Here is a 14,113-nt window from a genome sequence, read left to right on the forward strand (position 1 = left end):
TGAACTCACGCAGCTCGACCTCGAAGTCGGCGCACACCTCCCGCATGATCTCCCCGCAGCGGACCAGCATCGGGCCGGTGAACACCCCCCGCCGATACTTTGTGACGAACACCAAATGCGCGTGAAGGTGGGAGACGACATGGCGTCCCCTCCGGACGTCAGGGTTCGGTTCCCATCGCGGTGACATAAACCAAACGATACGATCAGGGTGTGGAGTTGGTGAAGCAGACCCGGGCGCACGTGGCGCGACTCGACCTCAGCGCAGCCCAGGTGGCTGTGCTGGACGGTCAGGCGCACACCGCCCGCGCGCTGTGGAACCTGCTGCACGAGTACTTCACCTTCCGACAGGGCCGGTTCGCGACGGTGAAGGACTGCGACGAGGCGATCCGGGCGGCCCGCCGCGAGATCGACTGGATGGGCCAACTGCCCGCCCAGGCAGCGCAAGCGGTACTGAAAACGTATCGGCAGGCATGGGCGAACTTCTTCAACCCCGGCCACCCCGCCGGACGCCCCACGTTCAAGGCCCGGTTCCGATCCCGGCCGGCCGTAGACGTGCCCCAGGCCCGCGACCTGCAGATCAAGCGGGTCAACCGGCGATGGGGCGCAGTCAGCCTGCCCAAGGCCGGGCGGGTCCGGTTCCGGTGGACCAAAGACCTGCCCGGCGTCACCAGGGGCGGCCCCGCCGGGCGGATCACCGGAGCCCGCCTGGTCAAAGCAGCCGACGGCTGGCACATCGTGTTCCGTACACCAGATCCTGGAGAAGATCGGAGACGCCCGGGGAGGCACCGGCGTCCGGTACGGCCCGGGCCCTCGCTTTCCCGGTTGACATCAACGTCGAGGAAGAAGGCGTAACCGACCGGACAGTTCCGATGCGGCGTCACGGCCCGGTCAGGCGGCGCTCGCCGCGAGTGGTGATCACGTACACCTGCCAGTTGTAGTAGGCGTAGTAGTTCCTGACGTCCCGCTTCATCTGCCGCGCGTGCAGCAGGACCGCCTCGACGTACGCGTTGGAGTGATTGTAGGCGTACAGCGCGCGCCGGTAGTCACCCGGCGCCCCCGACGCGTGCAGGTAGTTGGCCGCGGCGAGCAGGGCATCGCGGGTGTCGTGGACGTCACCGCCCATGCCGTACGCCTTCCAGGTGCCCGGCATGAACTGCATCGGCCCCTCGGCACCCGTGTGGCTCGGCGACCGCACCCGGCCGAACTTGGTCTCGACGAACATCACCGCCGCCAGGACCTCCCACTCCACGCCGAACCGGCGCTCGGCCCGCCGGAAATGCCTGAGCAGCACATCGGCCGGCTCGGGAGGCTTGAGGCGGAACTTCGCCGTCCCGCTGACGGGGTGGGCGAGGGAGAGCAGGCCCCGCACGGCCGTCACGTTGTCCCGGGCCCGCCCGGCCAAACCCTTAGGCAGCTTGTCGTACGTCCGGGACGCGAGCTTCGGATCGCGGGCCAGGCGCCGGTAGACGCGCTGCTCGTACAGCGCCGGCAGGACCACCGACTCGGGCGCCTGTCCCTTGGCGGGGCCGCCCGTACGGACCCAGTCGTCGACGCTGTCACGCAACAGCGCGACGGTACGGCGCAGGGCGTCGGCCAGCCGCGCGGGATCCTTGGGGATCGCCGCGTCCGGCGCGGGCAGACCGGCCGCCGAAGGCCTCAGCGACGGCACCGCCGAAGGCTCCGGGGTCGGCCGTACGGTCACCGGCCGCGTCGCGCTCTCGGTGACCGGCGCGGCATCCCCCTGCGCCCCGGCACAGCCGGAGACCGGCACGAGCAGACCGGCGAGCACGGCGACGAGCAGTCTGGCGGGCAGTCTGGCGGGCAGTTCGCGACGCCACCGGCCTCCGTACATCCCCGGCCTGCCGCCCGGCATATCGACGACTCCCTTGGCGGGCAGCGCCCACCCACCCGGCCTGCGGCGACGTCCCGGCCGCTCACTCCCCGCACACTGATCCCTCATCGTTCCCAACGTATGCCCAGCGGAGACCCGCCACGCCGCTTTCCTGGACAAGGCCGGCAGGCCGGCGAGGAAACCCGGAGATGAGCTAAGTCAGATCCAGGCCGCCGGGGCAGCCGCCGACCCGCCAAGACTGGGGACGACTGGCCACCCACCTTCGCGCCGCGTTGACCCACCGCATCGACGAACTGTTCACCCTGCTCGACCCGATGACGGTCTGGCAGCCTGACGACTAGAGGTTCATCTACGAGAACAGTTCGCCAGGCTCAAGGTTGCAGGAGCACCGCCGCAGCGGCTGCACTCACAGGCCGAGCGACATCTGCCCTTCCCACAGTGACGACGGTAGGAAGATCGGGCCTACCACGGCCCGAGCTCCCGATGCATAGGCGAGCCACCTCACGTCATCGGCCTGAAAATTCGGCTCGTAATTCGAATCAAGCCAGATCTGCGCAATAGACCCTCCAGCCGCTGTTACGTCCCACCATGACCATTGACGTGTTCCCGATGCGAACTCCCATAGCCAATCCTGCAGATCCCAGGGCTCTTCACCACAGTGCTCGATATATCGGCGGCGCCCTTCGAGAACTTCAGGCCAAGAGTCCAAAGCCGGCGCCTGCTCTCGGCATGCGGCAGAGAACCAGACGGGGACGTTCGATTCGCTCAACTCCTCGGCGTCGGACTGCCCTTGAGCAGCGAACTCCACGCCTGCGGCCAGCGCTACGCGAATACGGCTGGCATACGCGTTCAGATTCCCGATTACTTCCACCACGAAGGATGACAGCCGGGAAGGCGTTCCCTCCCGGACCGGTCTCCCGTGCAAGCGTTCCATCTCGTCCCGCGGCTGGAACCCGTCCACAACTCACCATCCTCAGAGCAGGAACCTCCGGTTCTACCGGTGCCCTGGACGGGCCCCGGATGGATCACGTCGGGCGCAACTACGAGAATCAGCTTTTCGATGGCATCATCACCGACCCCGAAAGTCACCAACCAGTCAGCGACCAGATATATCTCCTCGAACTGATCGTTGCCAAGAAAGTAGTGATCGATGAGGTGGTCAGCGGGCGGACGTGCTGTCGGTACGGCGCGGATGACTGAGTGGCCCTTCACGCATATTCGTCTCTGAATCCACCAGTCCGACGGACCTCGGAATAAGCCGTATCGAGCACTGATTCCGCATGTTCGAGATCGACCCCGGTCGGACGGGCCCTCAGGATGACCCTGGCGACCCGGAAACGCACAGCCGCGCTCTCATCAGCGAGCAAGTCCGCGCATAACTCTGCGGCGCGCTCAGCGCTTTCCTCAGTGCGGATCGCGGCTGCAGCCATCGCGGCGGCAAGATCAGCCCGCGCAGAAGGGTCGTTCTCAGAGGCGAGCCGTATGGAGAATCGTCGTATCACCTCCTCGGCCTCGCCCGCATCGCCCAGCAACTCGATACAGGAGCCGCGAATGTTAACGTCTCCAGCATGCTCGGCAAGCTCTGCGACCAAGCCGATCCCCTTCTGAATCGCGATCCTGCACGCATACTCAGCAGACGCTCCGCGAGGCGCTAGAGGCGGCGCGTATACTCCTCGGACGACCGCGACGCAATCGATGAACTGCACGACGTAATGTCGCCAGTGAAACGATTGGTCGGCGACCAGCGACCACAGGATCTGGATCGCCGGAGCCGTCGCATCGACGACTTCAAGTCCCCCGTGGCAGAGCCTCTCGTTGAGCTCCCATGCCGACTCTGCGGCTTCGTCCCGCGTCGACGCAGATTGCAGTCTGGCGACTATGTGAGGAATATCTGACGCGCTCCCGATATTGTGACTCAATGAGCCCCAATCGATCCTTTCCTGTGTGAAGTTATCTCGATTCATCTGAACACCGCGACAGGAGCGTCCAGCGGGTCCTCGCCGTCGCTGTCGGGGAAGAGTGCCGCGATCTCGGCGTAGCGGGCGTTGGGGGCGATGACGGGGAGCCGCCCGTCCCCGATCGCCGCCAGCTCCGACTCGGCGAGCCCGCGCAGGTCGGTCTCGGATGTCGGGACGGCACGCGGCCGCGCCTCGCCGTACCGGGCCTTCCACAGTGCTCGATAACGGATTCAGCTCGAAAGCCTCGCGTGCCCCCCGAGATGCCAGCACCGCCGAACTCGGAGAGGAACCGGGCGGCTGCGTCACGCATATCGAAGCCGGAAGCTTCGAGCGAAGCACGCCACCCACCGGTGCAGGCCCTTCTGCCGGGCTGCCATCCCGCAGCCAGCAGAGCACGCTCCGTTTCCGCCACGCTCATTCATTACCCGCTCGCCATTAGATTCAACACCTCTGCTCGATGCCGGCCGATTTTGCGAGACCCACCTCTGAGAACAGGTACGAGTTCGGTCCCGTCTCCCGACTCTCCAATCAGCAGATCAATGTCGCCGATTTGCGCCCTGATCTCTTCGTTGACGAACGTCTCCCCAGCACCTGCAGCCTCATCGAGAAATCCCGCCGAATTCAGCAGGTGATTGGAGCAGTAAGTGATGTTCAACCTGTCATCGGATACCAGATACGCGTACGAATAGAACATGGCGGCGACCGCATCGTACGCATAGGCGAATACCCCCGGCGGTTCCTCCTCTTGCTGCAGTTCCCGGAAACCGGCTGCTATCTCTTGGCACCTGCGCCTTTCATCTCGTGGCAAACTCTGAAATTTCCAGAGACTTTCGAGCAGTTCCAAGAACTGGTCTGCGTCCGCCCTTCTAGTTTCATCAAGCGACATGGCCAGGAAGAATGCAACTGAGGCCCGCTCAACACAGCTTGCTGCAAAATATGTGAGCTGAGGACCGTCCGCCTCGTTGAGGAAGCGAGCAAGGCTCTGATCCACTGCTACCACTCAAAGGTCCTGATCATCGTTCCGCTCTCTCGCCGATAAACCTGCCCCGTGATTCGGCCACCCGCCGCGAATCAATGGGGCACAGTTCTCGGTGCCTAAACTACGCGAGGCTGCGCCCGCGACAGGAGTCCAACCCATGCAGTTGATGAACAGCAAAGCATTCTGCTCTGCGTGTTCCCAGGGAGGAGGCAACGCTGATGACCACCGGTCAACCGCTATATCAGTTGCCGGAAGGGATATAGCCCGGCCTGTCGGGATCTGGATTCACTAAAGTAATGACGTCGACTCGTACGTCGATCGTCACCCAGTAATCCCGTCCACAGAAATGGCACTCCACGTATCCTTCACCGCTGAGGTTTCCCTCTTCGGGGCGCCGCCGCGGAGAGCGATCTCCTGTGACGCCCCATTCTAGGTGATCACCGATTTCATACTCTCGGAACTCGAAGAGACCGAAACGAAATTCGGCACACACTGATCCCAACTTATCGCAGCGCGGACACATCAGTACTGCCTTGAGTAGGTTATATCCGCTCACTACGGCGTCGCTCTCCGAACATCAGCACCCGGGATTCTGGCCGTCTGTGTAACGAAGTTGGTTAGTCGCTTCTCCATCGTTACCGCGGTTCTTCCACTAGCGGCACCGAACGCGATCAAGGCGGCATCGCCCCGGCGATTCCATTGCCTTCCGTAGAGGGATTCGACCTTTTCGTCAGCGGAGCGTTGCTGAACAACTACCTCGCCGCACCTCCTTCGCTCAACTCACGGATCGAGGCGTGAATGACGTCTCGATGGCCTTCCAGGCCGTCCAACTGAAGTGCCTTCCCCAGGAAATACACCGATCGCCCCCTGAGCCTCTCATCTGAAAGTCCGCACGCGAGAATCAGATCAATGCAGGCGGTTCGAGAGTGAATACTCTTTCCAGCCTCAAGGATCTCGACATACATCGGGAAGCCTAGCCTTATCTCGCTAAGGCATTGCTCCTGACTTATCGGTCCGTAAACAGTCGGATCTTCCTCATCGACAACGGCCACAGAGATATCCGAGAGCATGCCGAGAATCAGATCCTCGGCATGCTCGGACCGGCGCCACAGGCAGTGGACCAGAGTCGATGCCGCTGCAGCCGAGGCCTCGCAGAGCAATCCCTGCGCAAAGATCACTCTTTCCACACGGCGTGCAGCTTGGACTGCCTCATCTCGGTCGCCGGCTTGAGCAAGTGCGCGAAGGGCGGACTCAAGGGCACCGGCATCGCCTGACACTCCCTGGAGTGATCGCCATTCATGCCGCTTCAGTTCCAGTTCCAAGAGCTCGCCCCTCGGTCACACTTACCATTAGTCATCGAAAACCCTAAGCACGTCTGAATCGAATATTGTACCGGGCTCCTTGAATGGTTTACGCCCGAACTGACCTTCGCACGAGACGCAGATGTTTATGGATTGCCCGGTCCGCGGCCGGACAGCTGAGGTGAACACAATCTTCGAAGGGTCACCTCCGAGCTGGTTGACGACACAGACCTCTGCACAAACTCCCTTAGCTGATGCGCCTGCCGCATACTGCCCAGTTTCAACGTTGTAGCCAGCCGTAACTGTCGCAGGCCGCTTTCGATTCGATAGCTTTGCCATTTCGCCGGCGTACCCGTCTCGAAGGTCCTGGGCCCTCGACATGAGTTCTTCGGGAGTAAGGCCAGCGCCATCCTTTGGACCAGTACCGCAGTTGTGCACGAGGACCGGCGTGGCACTTGCGAGTACATAGTAGGTGTGGGTGTCGGCGATGGTGAGGTTGTGGACGCGCTGGTCGCTCTTGGTCCAGGTCTTGATTGCGGTGACCTGGACGTGGGTGCCGGCGCTGGTGCGCAGCCACATGCCGGGCTGGAGTTGGTCGGCCTTGAGCCAGGCGCGCGCGTTCTCGACCCAGAAGGGGTGGCCGTCGGTGGCGACGAGTTGGCCGGTGGCGGTGCCCTTGTCGCCGTCGGTGTCGACGGTGACGCCGACCAGGTGTTTGTCGCCGTCGCCGGTGATCAGTCCGACCACGGGTTCGGCTGCGGTCTGACCGGTTTCGGGATCGGTGGCGATCACGGTGTCGCCGAGGTCGACCTCTTCGATGGGTTTGGCCGTGCCGTCGGCCATCAGCACCAGCGTGCCGGGGACGAAGCTGTTGCCGCCGACGGTGGCCGTGGCCAGGCTGTTGTCGAGGTTGTAGGTGAAGCGATCGGCGCCGGCCCGGATCTGGTTGCCGTTGACGTCGTAGGCGAAGTCCTTGGCCGTGCTCGCGCCCGGCCGGGTCACGGTCTCACGGGTGAGCTGGTCGGCGACGTCGTAGGCGTAGGTGGTGGTGTCGTTGCCCTCGCTGCCGGTCCGCTTCTGGGACAGGCGGTTGCCGACCAGGTCGTAGGTGTAGTCGATCCGTCCGGCCATCTGCGAACCGGCCGCGCAACTGGTCGCCGAGTAGCGGTGGCTGTCGGCGTCACCGGTGCCGCGCTGGGAGCACACCAGCGTGTTGCCCCGGTACCCGTCCCAGATCACCACGCCGTCGGGGTCGGTGGTGGTCGCCTCCTGCTTGGCGGCGTTCCATTCGAAGGTGGTCTTCTTGCCCAGCGCGTCGAGCTGGGCGGTCATCCGGCCGTCGGGGCCGTAGGTGTTGGTCACGATCGCCACGCGGTGCGGATCGATCACCTGGGTCAGCAGCCCGTTGGCCTGGTAGACGTACTTCCAGGTGAACCCGCGGGCGCCGATCACCGACGTCAGCAGCCCGCCGGTGTAGAAGTACGACACGTGCCGTCCGTCGGGCAGCTTGATCTGCTGGATCAGCCCGCCCTCGATCCGGACCTCGGCCCTGCGGCCGGAGGCGTCGGTGATGTTCCGCTGGTCGCTTGAGGTCGACAGATCTCACGCGGCGTCAACAGGCAAGAAATACGCCCGACCGAAAGGCGCGACCATAATTCCGGGGTAGGGACAAAGAGGTATGCCTGCAGCAGGCCGACCGGCTCCTTGTCCCTTCGAAACCGAGGCCGGCCGGGCACCCGGACCGACAACACGGTCAAGGTCCTGGCCGGGGCGGGCCGTTGTTGGCGCAGACCCCTTCACGCCAGAGGACGCTGGTCGGCGGCCTGCTCGATCAACGCGCGGGTGCGCAGTGGCAACTGTTCACGGAGGGAGATCACCGTGCTGGTGCGCACGACGTCCGGGACGGCGAGGAACTCTCCGGAGATGCGGTGCAGGTCGGCGGTGTCGCGGGCGACGACCTTCAGCAGCAGGTCGGCTTCGCCCGTGGTGGAGTGCATCTCGATGACTTCGGGAAAGGCCGCGAGGGCGGCGGTCGCACGGTGCCCGGTGGTCTGGCTCAGGGCGATGGAAACGAACGCGACGAGGCCGTAGCCGAGAGCGGCGGGGTCGACGCGGCGGGTGAATTCGCGTACGGCACCGGCTGCTTTGAGCCGCTGCAGCCGGGCGTGAAGAGTGTTGCGGGCGATGCCGAGCCGCTTGGCCAGGGCGAGGCTGGGGGCATCGGGGTCGTCGTCGACAGCGAGAAGGATTCGGGCATCGAGCGCATCCACACTGACCATTATGACAAGTCTTACCCCCGTATGAGTATCGTTCTGCTCAACGAAACAGTGCCTTCTTGTGCGTATGCCCATACTTCAGCACGCTGTCGGCATGACGCGTGCGACAGACCACCTCGTTCCAGAATCGCTTCGTACCTCGCCTTCGGCGCTCACCGACCGGGCGGGAGTCCTCGAAGGCCTTTCCCACTACCTGACAGCGGCATGGGAGTCGTTCGACCGCCCGCGACCGTGTGAACCGGATATCGACGCGGACCTTGTCGGGCGCCTGCGGGCCGCGCTGCCGGAGCAGCCGGACGACACGCGGGCCGCGCTGGATGACGCCGTCCACATCCTGGAGGCCAGCGTGTCGCCATCTCGACCGCTGTACCTCGCCTATGTCGGCTCCAGCGGACTGGAAGTAAGTGTGCTGGCTTCCGCGCTGTCCGCCGCCTATGACGCGAACCTGGCCACCGCCGCAGGGGCTGCCGACCTTCTCGACCAACAGGCTGTGCGCTGGGTGGCCGAATTCGTCGGCTTCCCGCTGGGGGAGGGACACTTCACCAGCGGCGGCCAGACGTCCAACCTCACCGCCCTGCTCGCGGCGCGGGAGCAGGCACTGCCGGGCGCGCGTGAGGAGGGAGTCTCCGGCTACCGGGCCACCGTCTACTGCTCGGACGAGGCGCACCACTCCGTCGCACGCGCTGTGGAGGCGGCGGGCCTGGGTCGCCGAGCACTGCGCCGGATACCGACCGACGAACGGCGCCGGATGCGGGTGGACGCGCTCCGAGACGCCCTCGAGCGCGACCGAGCGGAGGGCTTCACCCCTGTGGCGGTCGTCGCGACCGCCGGCACCACCCTGACCGGAGCGGTCGACCCCCTCGCCGCGATCGCCGACGTGTGCGAGCGCGAGGGGGTGTGGCTGCACGTCGACGGTGCCTACGGCCTGCCGGCCGCCGCCACCTCGACGGCCGGGCACTGGTTCGCCGGACTCGACCGCGCCGACTCCGTCACCGTCGACGCACACAAGTGGTTCGGCACGCAGAAGAGTTGCAGCGTCATCCTGCTGCGTCATCGCGGCCCGCTACGGGCGGCGTTCGGCCACGAAGAGCGCTACATGCTCCACGCGGAGGACACCGGCAAACCGGTTGACCACACCTTCGAATACTCCCGGCCCTTCCGCTCCCTGCGCCTGTGGCTGTCGATGCGGGTCCACGGCGCCGACCAGTTCCGTGCCTGGATCGAGGGCACGCTCGCCAACGCGGCGCTGCTCGCCGACGAGGTGCGGGCGCACGCCTCCTTCGAACTGTCGCACGAGCCGATGCTGTCGACCGTCTGCTTCCGGCACGTCCTGCCCGGGATGAGCGACAGCGAACTCGATTCCCACAACGAACGGCTCGCCAGGGCCATGCAGGCCGACGGCCGCGTCTACCTGGCGCCGGCCATCGTCGACGGCCGCACCTGCCTGCGTGTGTGCTTCGTGAACTTCCGCACCACGCCGGATGTCGTCAAGACCGTCCTGGACGTGGCGGACGAACTGGGGCAGACGTTTCCGCCCGAAGAGACCGCCATCACCCGCTGAACGGCAGAGAGGTGTCGGTCGGCCGGCTGGTCGGCAACGGATACCTCGCGCAACGCCTGCGAGTGGTTGCAGGCGTACAGCGCACGCCGGTAGTCACGCGGCGCCACCGGCCTCCGTACATCCCGGCCTCCCACCCGGCATATCAACGACTCCCTCAGCGGGCAGCACCCGCGGACGGCGAGGAACCCGAAGGCGAGGGAAGCGTGATCGGGTTAGCAGTCGCCCACACAAAGTAACTTATGCCATAATTCTTTTCGCAAAAGCGCGGGAGAAACAAGTTTTTCATATCCGTGCTTCTATCCTGAGCGTCAGGCGTCGTGGCGAGGCGACGGAAAGGCCTCAGCCAGACGGCCAACGGCCGTGTCCATCCGCGGGGTGAGCTTGCTGAGCATCTCGGGGAGCGGGGATTCGTAGACCACGGTCAGCCGGCGGGTCGCTCTGGTGATCGCGACGTAGAGGTCCTGGCCGCCCTTGGCGGACTGCCGCAAGATCGCGCCGGGATCGACCACCACCACCGCGTCGAACTCCAACCCCTTGGAGCTCCGCACGGTGAACACCGCGATCGGAGCGTCCAGCGGGTCGTCGCCGTCGCTGTCGGGGAAGAGCGCCGCGATCTCGGCGTGCCGCGCGTCGGGGGCGATGACGGCGAGCCGCCCGTCCCCGATCGCCGCCAACTCCGACTCGGCGAGCCCGCGCAGGTCGGTCTCGGACGCCGAGACAGCACGCGGCGGCGTGTCGCCGTACCGGACCGACTCGGGAGGTGACTGCTCCGGCATGACCGCCTTCAGCACGTCGGCGGCGACCTCCATGATCTCGGCGGGGGTGCGGTAGTTGACCAGCAGGCGCTCCTCGCGCCACCGGCCGCCCACGTGGGGTTCGAGCATCTCTCCCCACGATCGCGCGCCCGCCGCCGACCCGGTCTGCGCGATGTCGCCCACGACCGTCAGCGAACGGGTCGGCACTCGGCGCATGACCATCCGCCAGGCCATCGCGGAAAGCTCCTGTGCCTCGTCCACGACCACGTGCCCGTACGCCCAGCGCCGGTCGCGGGCGGCCCGGTCCGCCGTGGTCAGGTGGGCGCCGGTGTCGCGGTTGCGGTCGGCGAAGGCCGCCACGTCCATCACGTCGCCGAGTTCGTTTACCGTCAGGACCTCCCTGGCGTACAGCTCCTCCTCGGCCCGCTCCTCGGCGCGGCGCCTGCGTTCGGCCGACCGGTGGGCGACCGCCGCCGCGGTTTCGTCCTCGCCGAGCAGTTCGGCGGCCTCGTCCAGCAGCGGGACGTCACCCAGCGTCCAGGGAGCGGTGCGCGGCCGTGCCAGCGCCCCCGACTCCTCCTCCGACAGGTACGGCGAGGCGGCCGGGCGCAGCCGCTCCTCGTCGGACAGCAGCTCGCCGATCAGCCGCTGCGGGGTGAGCTCCGGCCACAGTGCGTCGAGCGCGTCGCGTACGGACCGGTGCTGCCAGAGCCCGCGCGCGGCGTACCGCAGGTCGGCGGCGTCCATGGGCCGATCGAGCCGGTCGGCCTCGTCGCGGGCGAGCGCGTCGAGCATCTCGGCGAGGAAGAGCCGGCGTGCCGCGTTGTGCGGCCGCCGCAGCCCGCGGGCCCGGTCCCGGGCACGCTCCGCGGGCGAACACCTCGCGCAACGTGCGTGCGGTCCGCTCGCGCGTGACGTCCAGCCGTCGGTAGAGCCTCGACACGTACGTCTGCTCCGCTTCCAGGGCCTCGACCCGGGCGGTCTCGGATTGACACTGCTTCATGCGTGTGATAGCATCCTAGTTGGAGGATCGGGTTACTTCATTTGCGTGTTATCCCATTCTAGACGACCGGGTTCTGTGCTGCGTATCGGCAGACAGGCCCGTTTTTTGTTTCGCCCACTACATCAGAGAACCTTCTGATCTACCTTGACCGGGCTGCGGGGGCAGTACGTACTACCCGTACAGGGCGGAACGGGTACCGATGTGGGGGTTTCCCCGGTGCAGTGCCAGGGGTAGGAGAGGGCACGCTGAAGCGGACGTAAAGAACGTTCCGGCACCCGCCGTCCGAAGTCCGGCCCGGTGCCCCGCACCGAAGCCCGCCCGGTGCCCAACCCGGAGCCCGGCCACCGACATCCCGGTCGACGTCCAGTACAGCCCAGCCGGAGGAAACCGATGCTGTGTCAGCACCACCCGCCCTGTCCGTCCGCCGATGCCCCCGACCGTGAAGCCGCCTGCCTGGTGGCCTTCCACCCCGAGCAGGGCTGGGGCCTGCTGTGCAACGGCGTCGTACTGTTCGACGACTGGGGAGAACTGCTGCCCGATGGCCGCAGCGTGCCCTCCCATCAACAGACCCTGGGACGGGCCGCATAAGTTCTCACGCCGGCCGGACGACGGCGTGGCTCACCCGTGCCGCGGCCTCTCGATCCACCCGGACTCCATGGCGATGCGCACGGCGTCCGTCCTGTTCCTGGCGCCGGTCTTGGTGAGGACGCTGGAGATGTAGTTGCGGACTGTCGCCGCCGACAGGTGCAGCTCGGCGGCGATCTCCCCGGTCGTGGCCCCAAGGCCGACCAGGCCCAGCACGCTCGCCTCCCTGTCGGTGAGCGGCGTGGCCGTCGCGCTCATCGCCGCCAGGGCCAGGGACGCGTCGACCACCCGCTCCCCTTGGGCGATCCTGCGGATGCTCTCGGCCAGTCGTTCAGTGGGGGCGTCCTTGAGCAGGAAGCCGCTCGCGCCCGCGTCCATGGCCCGCCTGAGCAGCCCGGCCTGGGCGAGCGCGGTGAGGATGAGCACGCGGCAGGACGGCATGGCCTGCCTGAGGCGGCAGGTGGCCTCGATCCCGTCGCATCCCGGCATCTCGATGTCGAGGACGGCGACGTCGGGCGCGGCGGCGAGAGCGTAGGCGACGACCTTGTCACCTCTGTCGGTGTCGGCCACCACCTCGATGTCGCCCGTCAGGTTCAGCAGGATGGTCAGGGCGCCCCGCACAACGCCGTGGTCCTCAGCCAGCAGGACACGAATCAATGGTGATCACTCTTTCCAGATCGTGTACGGCGGGCAGCCACACCCGCACTTCGAACCCGTCTCCCCCCGTGCCACCCGCGTGCAGATACCCGCCCAGCTTGTCCACCCTCTGCCGCAGCCCGGCGAGCCCCGAGCCTCGCCGCGGGCCCGCTTCGCGGCGTGCGCCGTCGTTGCGCAGCAGCAGATGGATCCGCCCGTCCACTCTGTCCAGCTCGATCAGGCAGTGACGGGCGTCGCTGTGCCTGACGATGTTCGTGGCCGCCTCGCGCACGATCCAGCCGAGCGCGTCGGCCGTCTCCTCGTCGATCTCACTGATCCCCACGCGCAGGTCGCAGCGCGCACCGGACAGTTCGATCAGCGCGACGGCCGCCGACAGCTCCGCCCCCACGTCGAGCGAGCGCCTGGCCGCCACGACGTCACCGATCTCCTCACGCGCCTCGTTGACGATGGCGATCACGCCCGCGACCTCGCCGATGGCCCGATTCCTGTCCAGGTCCACCAGGGCCAGGGCCAGCTCGGTCTTCAGCGTGATCGACGCCAGCGTCTGGCCGAGCAGGTCGTGCAGCTCTCCCGCCATGCGCACCCGGTCCTGGTCCACGGCCATCTCCGCCAGTGCCGCCCGCAGCTCGCGCAGTTCCCGGACGAACCTGGCGTAGTGCAGGATCCCCGCGGCGACCACCGAGGCGACGAACACTCCGGCGCTCTTCAGCAGCGCATCCTCCGGTGCGTGGTCCGACACCGCCAGTGCCAGCGGGAACTCGGCGACGGCCACCGCGAGGACTACGCCGACGGCGAACCCGAGCGGCAGGAGGAGCAGCCCCGCGGCGGCGACGATGAGGGGCGTGTAGATCCAGGCCGACCCCATGAACGGGAACGCCCCGTAGACGACCACCGCGAACAGGGCGAAGGTCCGCACCCGGTGCGGCCCTTGGCCCGTCCCGGCGATGTGCCGGGCGACGACCCGCATGTACACCACCAGCAACCCGCCGAGCAGCACGCCCGACAGCAGTGCCCGGCCCACCTCCCCGACGATCAGGAACGCGACGGGGGTGAGTGCCCACAGCGCCCCTGTCACCGCGACGATGCCCGTGAACAGCCACCTGGCCTGCGCCTCGCTCTCCTGCGCCACGGGCGATCTCCCGAAATATCCGGAGGCATCATGGTTTCACATAGATCTTGACGCCTT

16 protein-coding genes are annotated in these 14,113 nt (G+C 66.5%); 4 read left to right on the plus strand and 12 right to left on the minus strand.

The window, feature by feature from the left end; translation table 11 throughout:
* The coding region (locus tag ACFHYQ_RS22560; RefSeq protein WP_394303119.1) for a transposase at positions 1-187 on the minus strand (187 nt) is incomplete at its 3' end.
* A gap of 23 nt (positions 188-210) precedes the next feature.
* Between ACFHYQ_RS22560 and ACFHYQ_RS22565 the strand changes: the two genes are divergently transcribed.
* The gene (locus ACFHYQ_RS22565) at positions 211-852 is read left to right on the plus strand and encodes a hypothetical protein (RefSeq protein WP_394303120.1); all 642 of its coding nucleotides are present in this window, start codon (positions 211-213) and stop codon (positions 850-852) included.
* Positions 853-877: 25 nt separating this feature from the next.
* On the opposite strand, the gene ACFHYQ_RS22570 is transcribed toward ACFHYQ_RS22565, so the two are convergent.
* Both ACFHYQ_RS22570 and ACFHYQ_RS22575 read right to left on the minus strand, forming a co-directional pair.
* Positions 878-1,960 carry a lytic transglycosylase domain-containing protein gene (locus ACFHYQ_RS22570; RefSeq protein ID WP_394303121.1) on the minus strand — a complete coding sequence of 361 codons (1,083 nt, stop codon included), beginning with the start codon at positions 1,958-1,960 and terminating at the stop codon, positions 878-880.
* Positions 1,961-2,258: 298 nt separating this feature from the next.
* Complete coding sequence (locus ACFHYQ_RS22575) at positions 2,259-2,813, minus strand: hypothetical protein (RefSeq protein WP_394303122.1); 555 nt, start codon at positions 2,811-2,813, stop codon at positions 2,259-2,261.
* A gap of 59 nt (positions 2,814-2,872) precedes the next feature.
* Between ACFHYQ_RS22575 and ACFHYQ_RS22580 the strand changes: the two genes are divergently transcribed.
* Positions 2,873-3,052 carry a hypothetical protein gene (locus ACFHYQ_RS22580; RefSeq protein WP_394303123.1) on the plus strand — a complete coding sequence of 60 codons (180 nt, stop codon included), beginning with the start codon at positions 2,873-2,875 and terminating at the stop codon, positions 3,050-3,052.
* An 8-nt stretch (positions 3,053-3,060) separates the two neighbouring features.
* Here ACFHYQ_RS22580 and ACFHYQ_RS22585 read toward each other — a convergent pair whose 3' ends face one another.
* The 6 genes from ACFHYQ_RS22585 to ACFHYQ_RS22610 form a co-directional block, all read right to left on the minus strand.
* Positions 3,061-3,816, minus strand: a complete 756-nt coding sequence (locus tag ACFHYQ_RS22585; RefSeq protein ID WP_394303124.1) for a hypothetical protein — start codon at positions 3,814-3,816, stop codon at positions 3,061-3,063.
* Positions 3,803-4,228 carry an SUKH-3 domain-containing protein gene (locus ACFHYQ_RS22590; RefSeq protein ID WP_394303125.1) on the minus strand — a complete coding sequence of 142 codons (426 nt, stop codon included), beginning with the start codon at positions 4,226-4,228 and terminating at the stop codon, positions 3,803-3,805. Before ACFHYQ_RS22590 ends, ACFHYQ_RS22585 begins: the two co-directional genes overlap by 14 nt.
* A 3-nt stretch (positions 4,229-4,231) precedes the next feature.
* Complete coding sequence (locus ACFHYQ_RS22595; RefSeq protein ID WP_394303126.1) at positions 4,232-4,801, minus strand: hypothetical protein; 570 nt, start codon at positions 4,799-4,801, stop codon at positions 4,232-4,234.
* Between the two features lie 740 nt (positions 4,802-5,541).
* Complete coding sequence (locus ACFHYQ_RS22600; protein ID WP_394303127.1) at positions 5,542-6,111, minus strand: hypothetical protein; 570 nt, start codon at positions 6,109-6,111, stop codon at positions 5,542-5,544.
* A 27-nt stretch (positions 6,112-6,138) separates the two neighbouring features.
* Positions 6,139-7,578: a polymorphic toxin-type HINT domain-containing protein gene (locus tag ACFHYQ_RS22605; protein ID WP_394303128.1), complete on the minus strand. Its 1,440-nt coding sequence runs from the start codon at positions 7,576-7,578 to the stop codon at positions 6,139-6,141.
* A gap of 308 nt (positions 7,579-7,886) precedes the next feature.
* Positions 7,887-8,360 (minus strand): Lrp/AsnC family transcriptional regulator, encoded by a 474-nt coding sequence (locus tag ACFHYQ_RS22610; protein WP_394303129.1) that lies wholly within the window; start codon positions 8,358-8,360, stop codon positions 7,887-7,889.
* 100 nt (positions 8,361-8,460) lie between these two features.
* Between ACFHYQ_RS22610 and ACFHYQ_RS22615 the strand changes: the two genes are divergently transcribed.
* Positions 8,461-9,927 (plus strand): pyridoxal phosphate-dependent decarboxylase family protein, encoded by a 1,467-nt coding sequence (locus ACFHYQ_RS22615; RefSeq protein ID WP_394303130.1) that lies wholly within the window; start codon positions 8,461-8,463, stop codon positions 9,925-9,927.
* A gap of 308 nt (positions 9,928-10,235) precedes the next feature.
* Here the strand turns inward: ACFHYQ_RS22615 and ACFHYQ_RS22620 are convergent, their stop codons facing one another.
* Positions 10,236-11,477, minus strand: a complete 1,242-nt coding sequence (locus tag ACFHYQ_RS22620; RefSeq protein WP_394303131.1) for an ATP-binding domain-containing protein — start codon at positions 11,475-11,477, stop codon at positions 10,236-10,238.
* Between the two features lie 601 nt (positions 11,478-12,078).
* On the opposite strand from ACFHYQ_RS22620, the gene ACFHYQ_RS22625 reads away from it, so the two are divergent.
* The gene (locus ACFHYQ_RS22625) at positions 12,079-12,273 is read left to right on the plus strand and encodes a DUF5999 family protein (RefSeq protein WP_204018190.1); all 195 of its coding nucleotides are present in this window, start codon (positions 12,079-12,081) and stop codon (positions 12,271-12,273) included.
* A 30-nt stretch (positions 12,274-12,303) separates the two neighbouring features.
* Here ACFHYQ_RS22625 and ACFHYQ_RS22630 read toward each other — a convergent pair whose 3' ends face one another.
* Complete coding sequence (locus ACFHYQ_RS22630) at positions 12,304-12,927, minus strand: response regulator (RefSeq protein WP_394303132.1); 624 nt, start codon at positions 12,925-12,927, stop codon at positions 12,304-12,306.
* On the minus strand, positions 12,905-14,056 hold the full coding sequence (locus ACFHYQ_RS22635) for a sensor histidine kinase (protein WP_394303133.1): 1,152 nt from the start codon (positions 14,054-14,056) through the stop codon (positions 12,905-12,907). The genes ACFHYQ_RS22630 and ACFHYQ_RS22635 overlap by 23 nt, the downstream gene beginning before the upstream one ends.
* Positions 14,057-14,113 lie beyond the last annotated feature (57 nt).

The organism is Sphaerimonospora cavernae (assembly GCF_042435035.1).
GTDB lineage: Bacteria > Actinomycetota > Actinomycetes > Streptosporangiales > Streptosporangiaceae > Sphaerimonospora > Sphaerimonospora cavernae.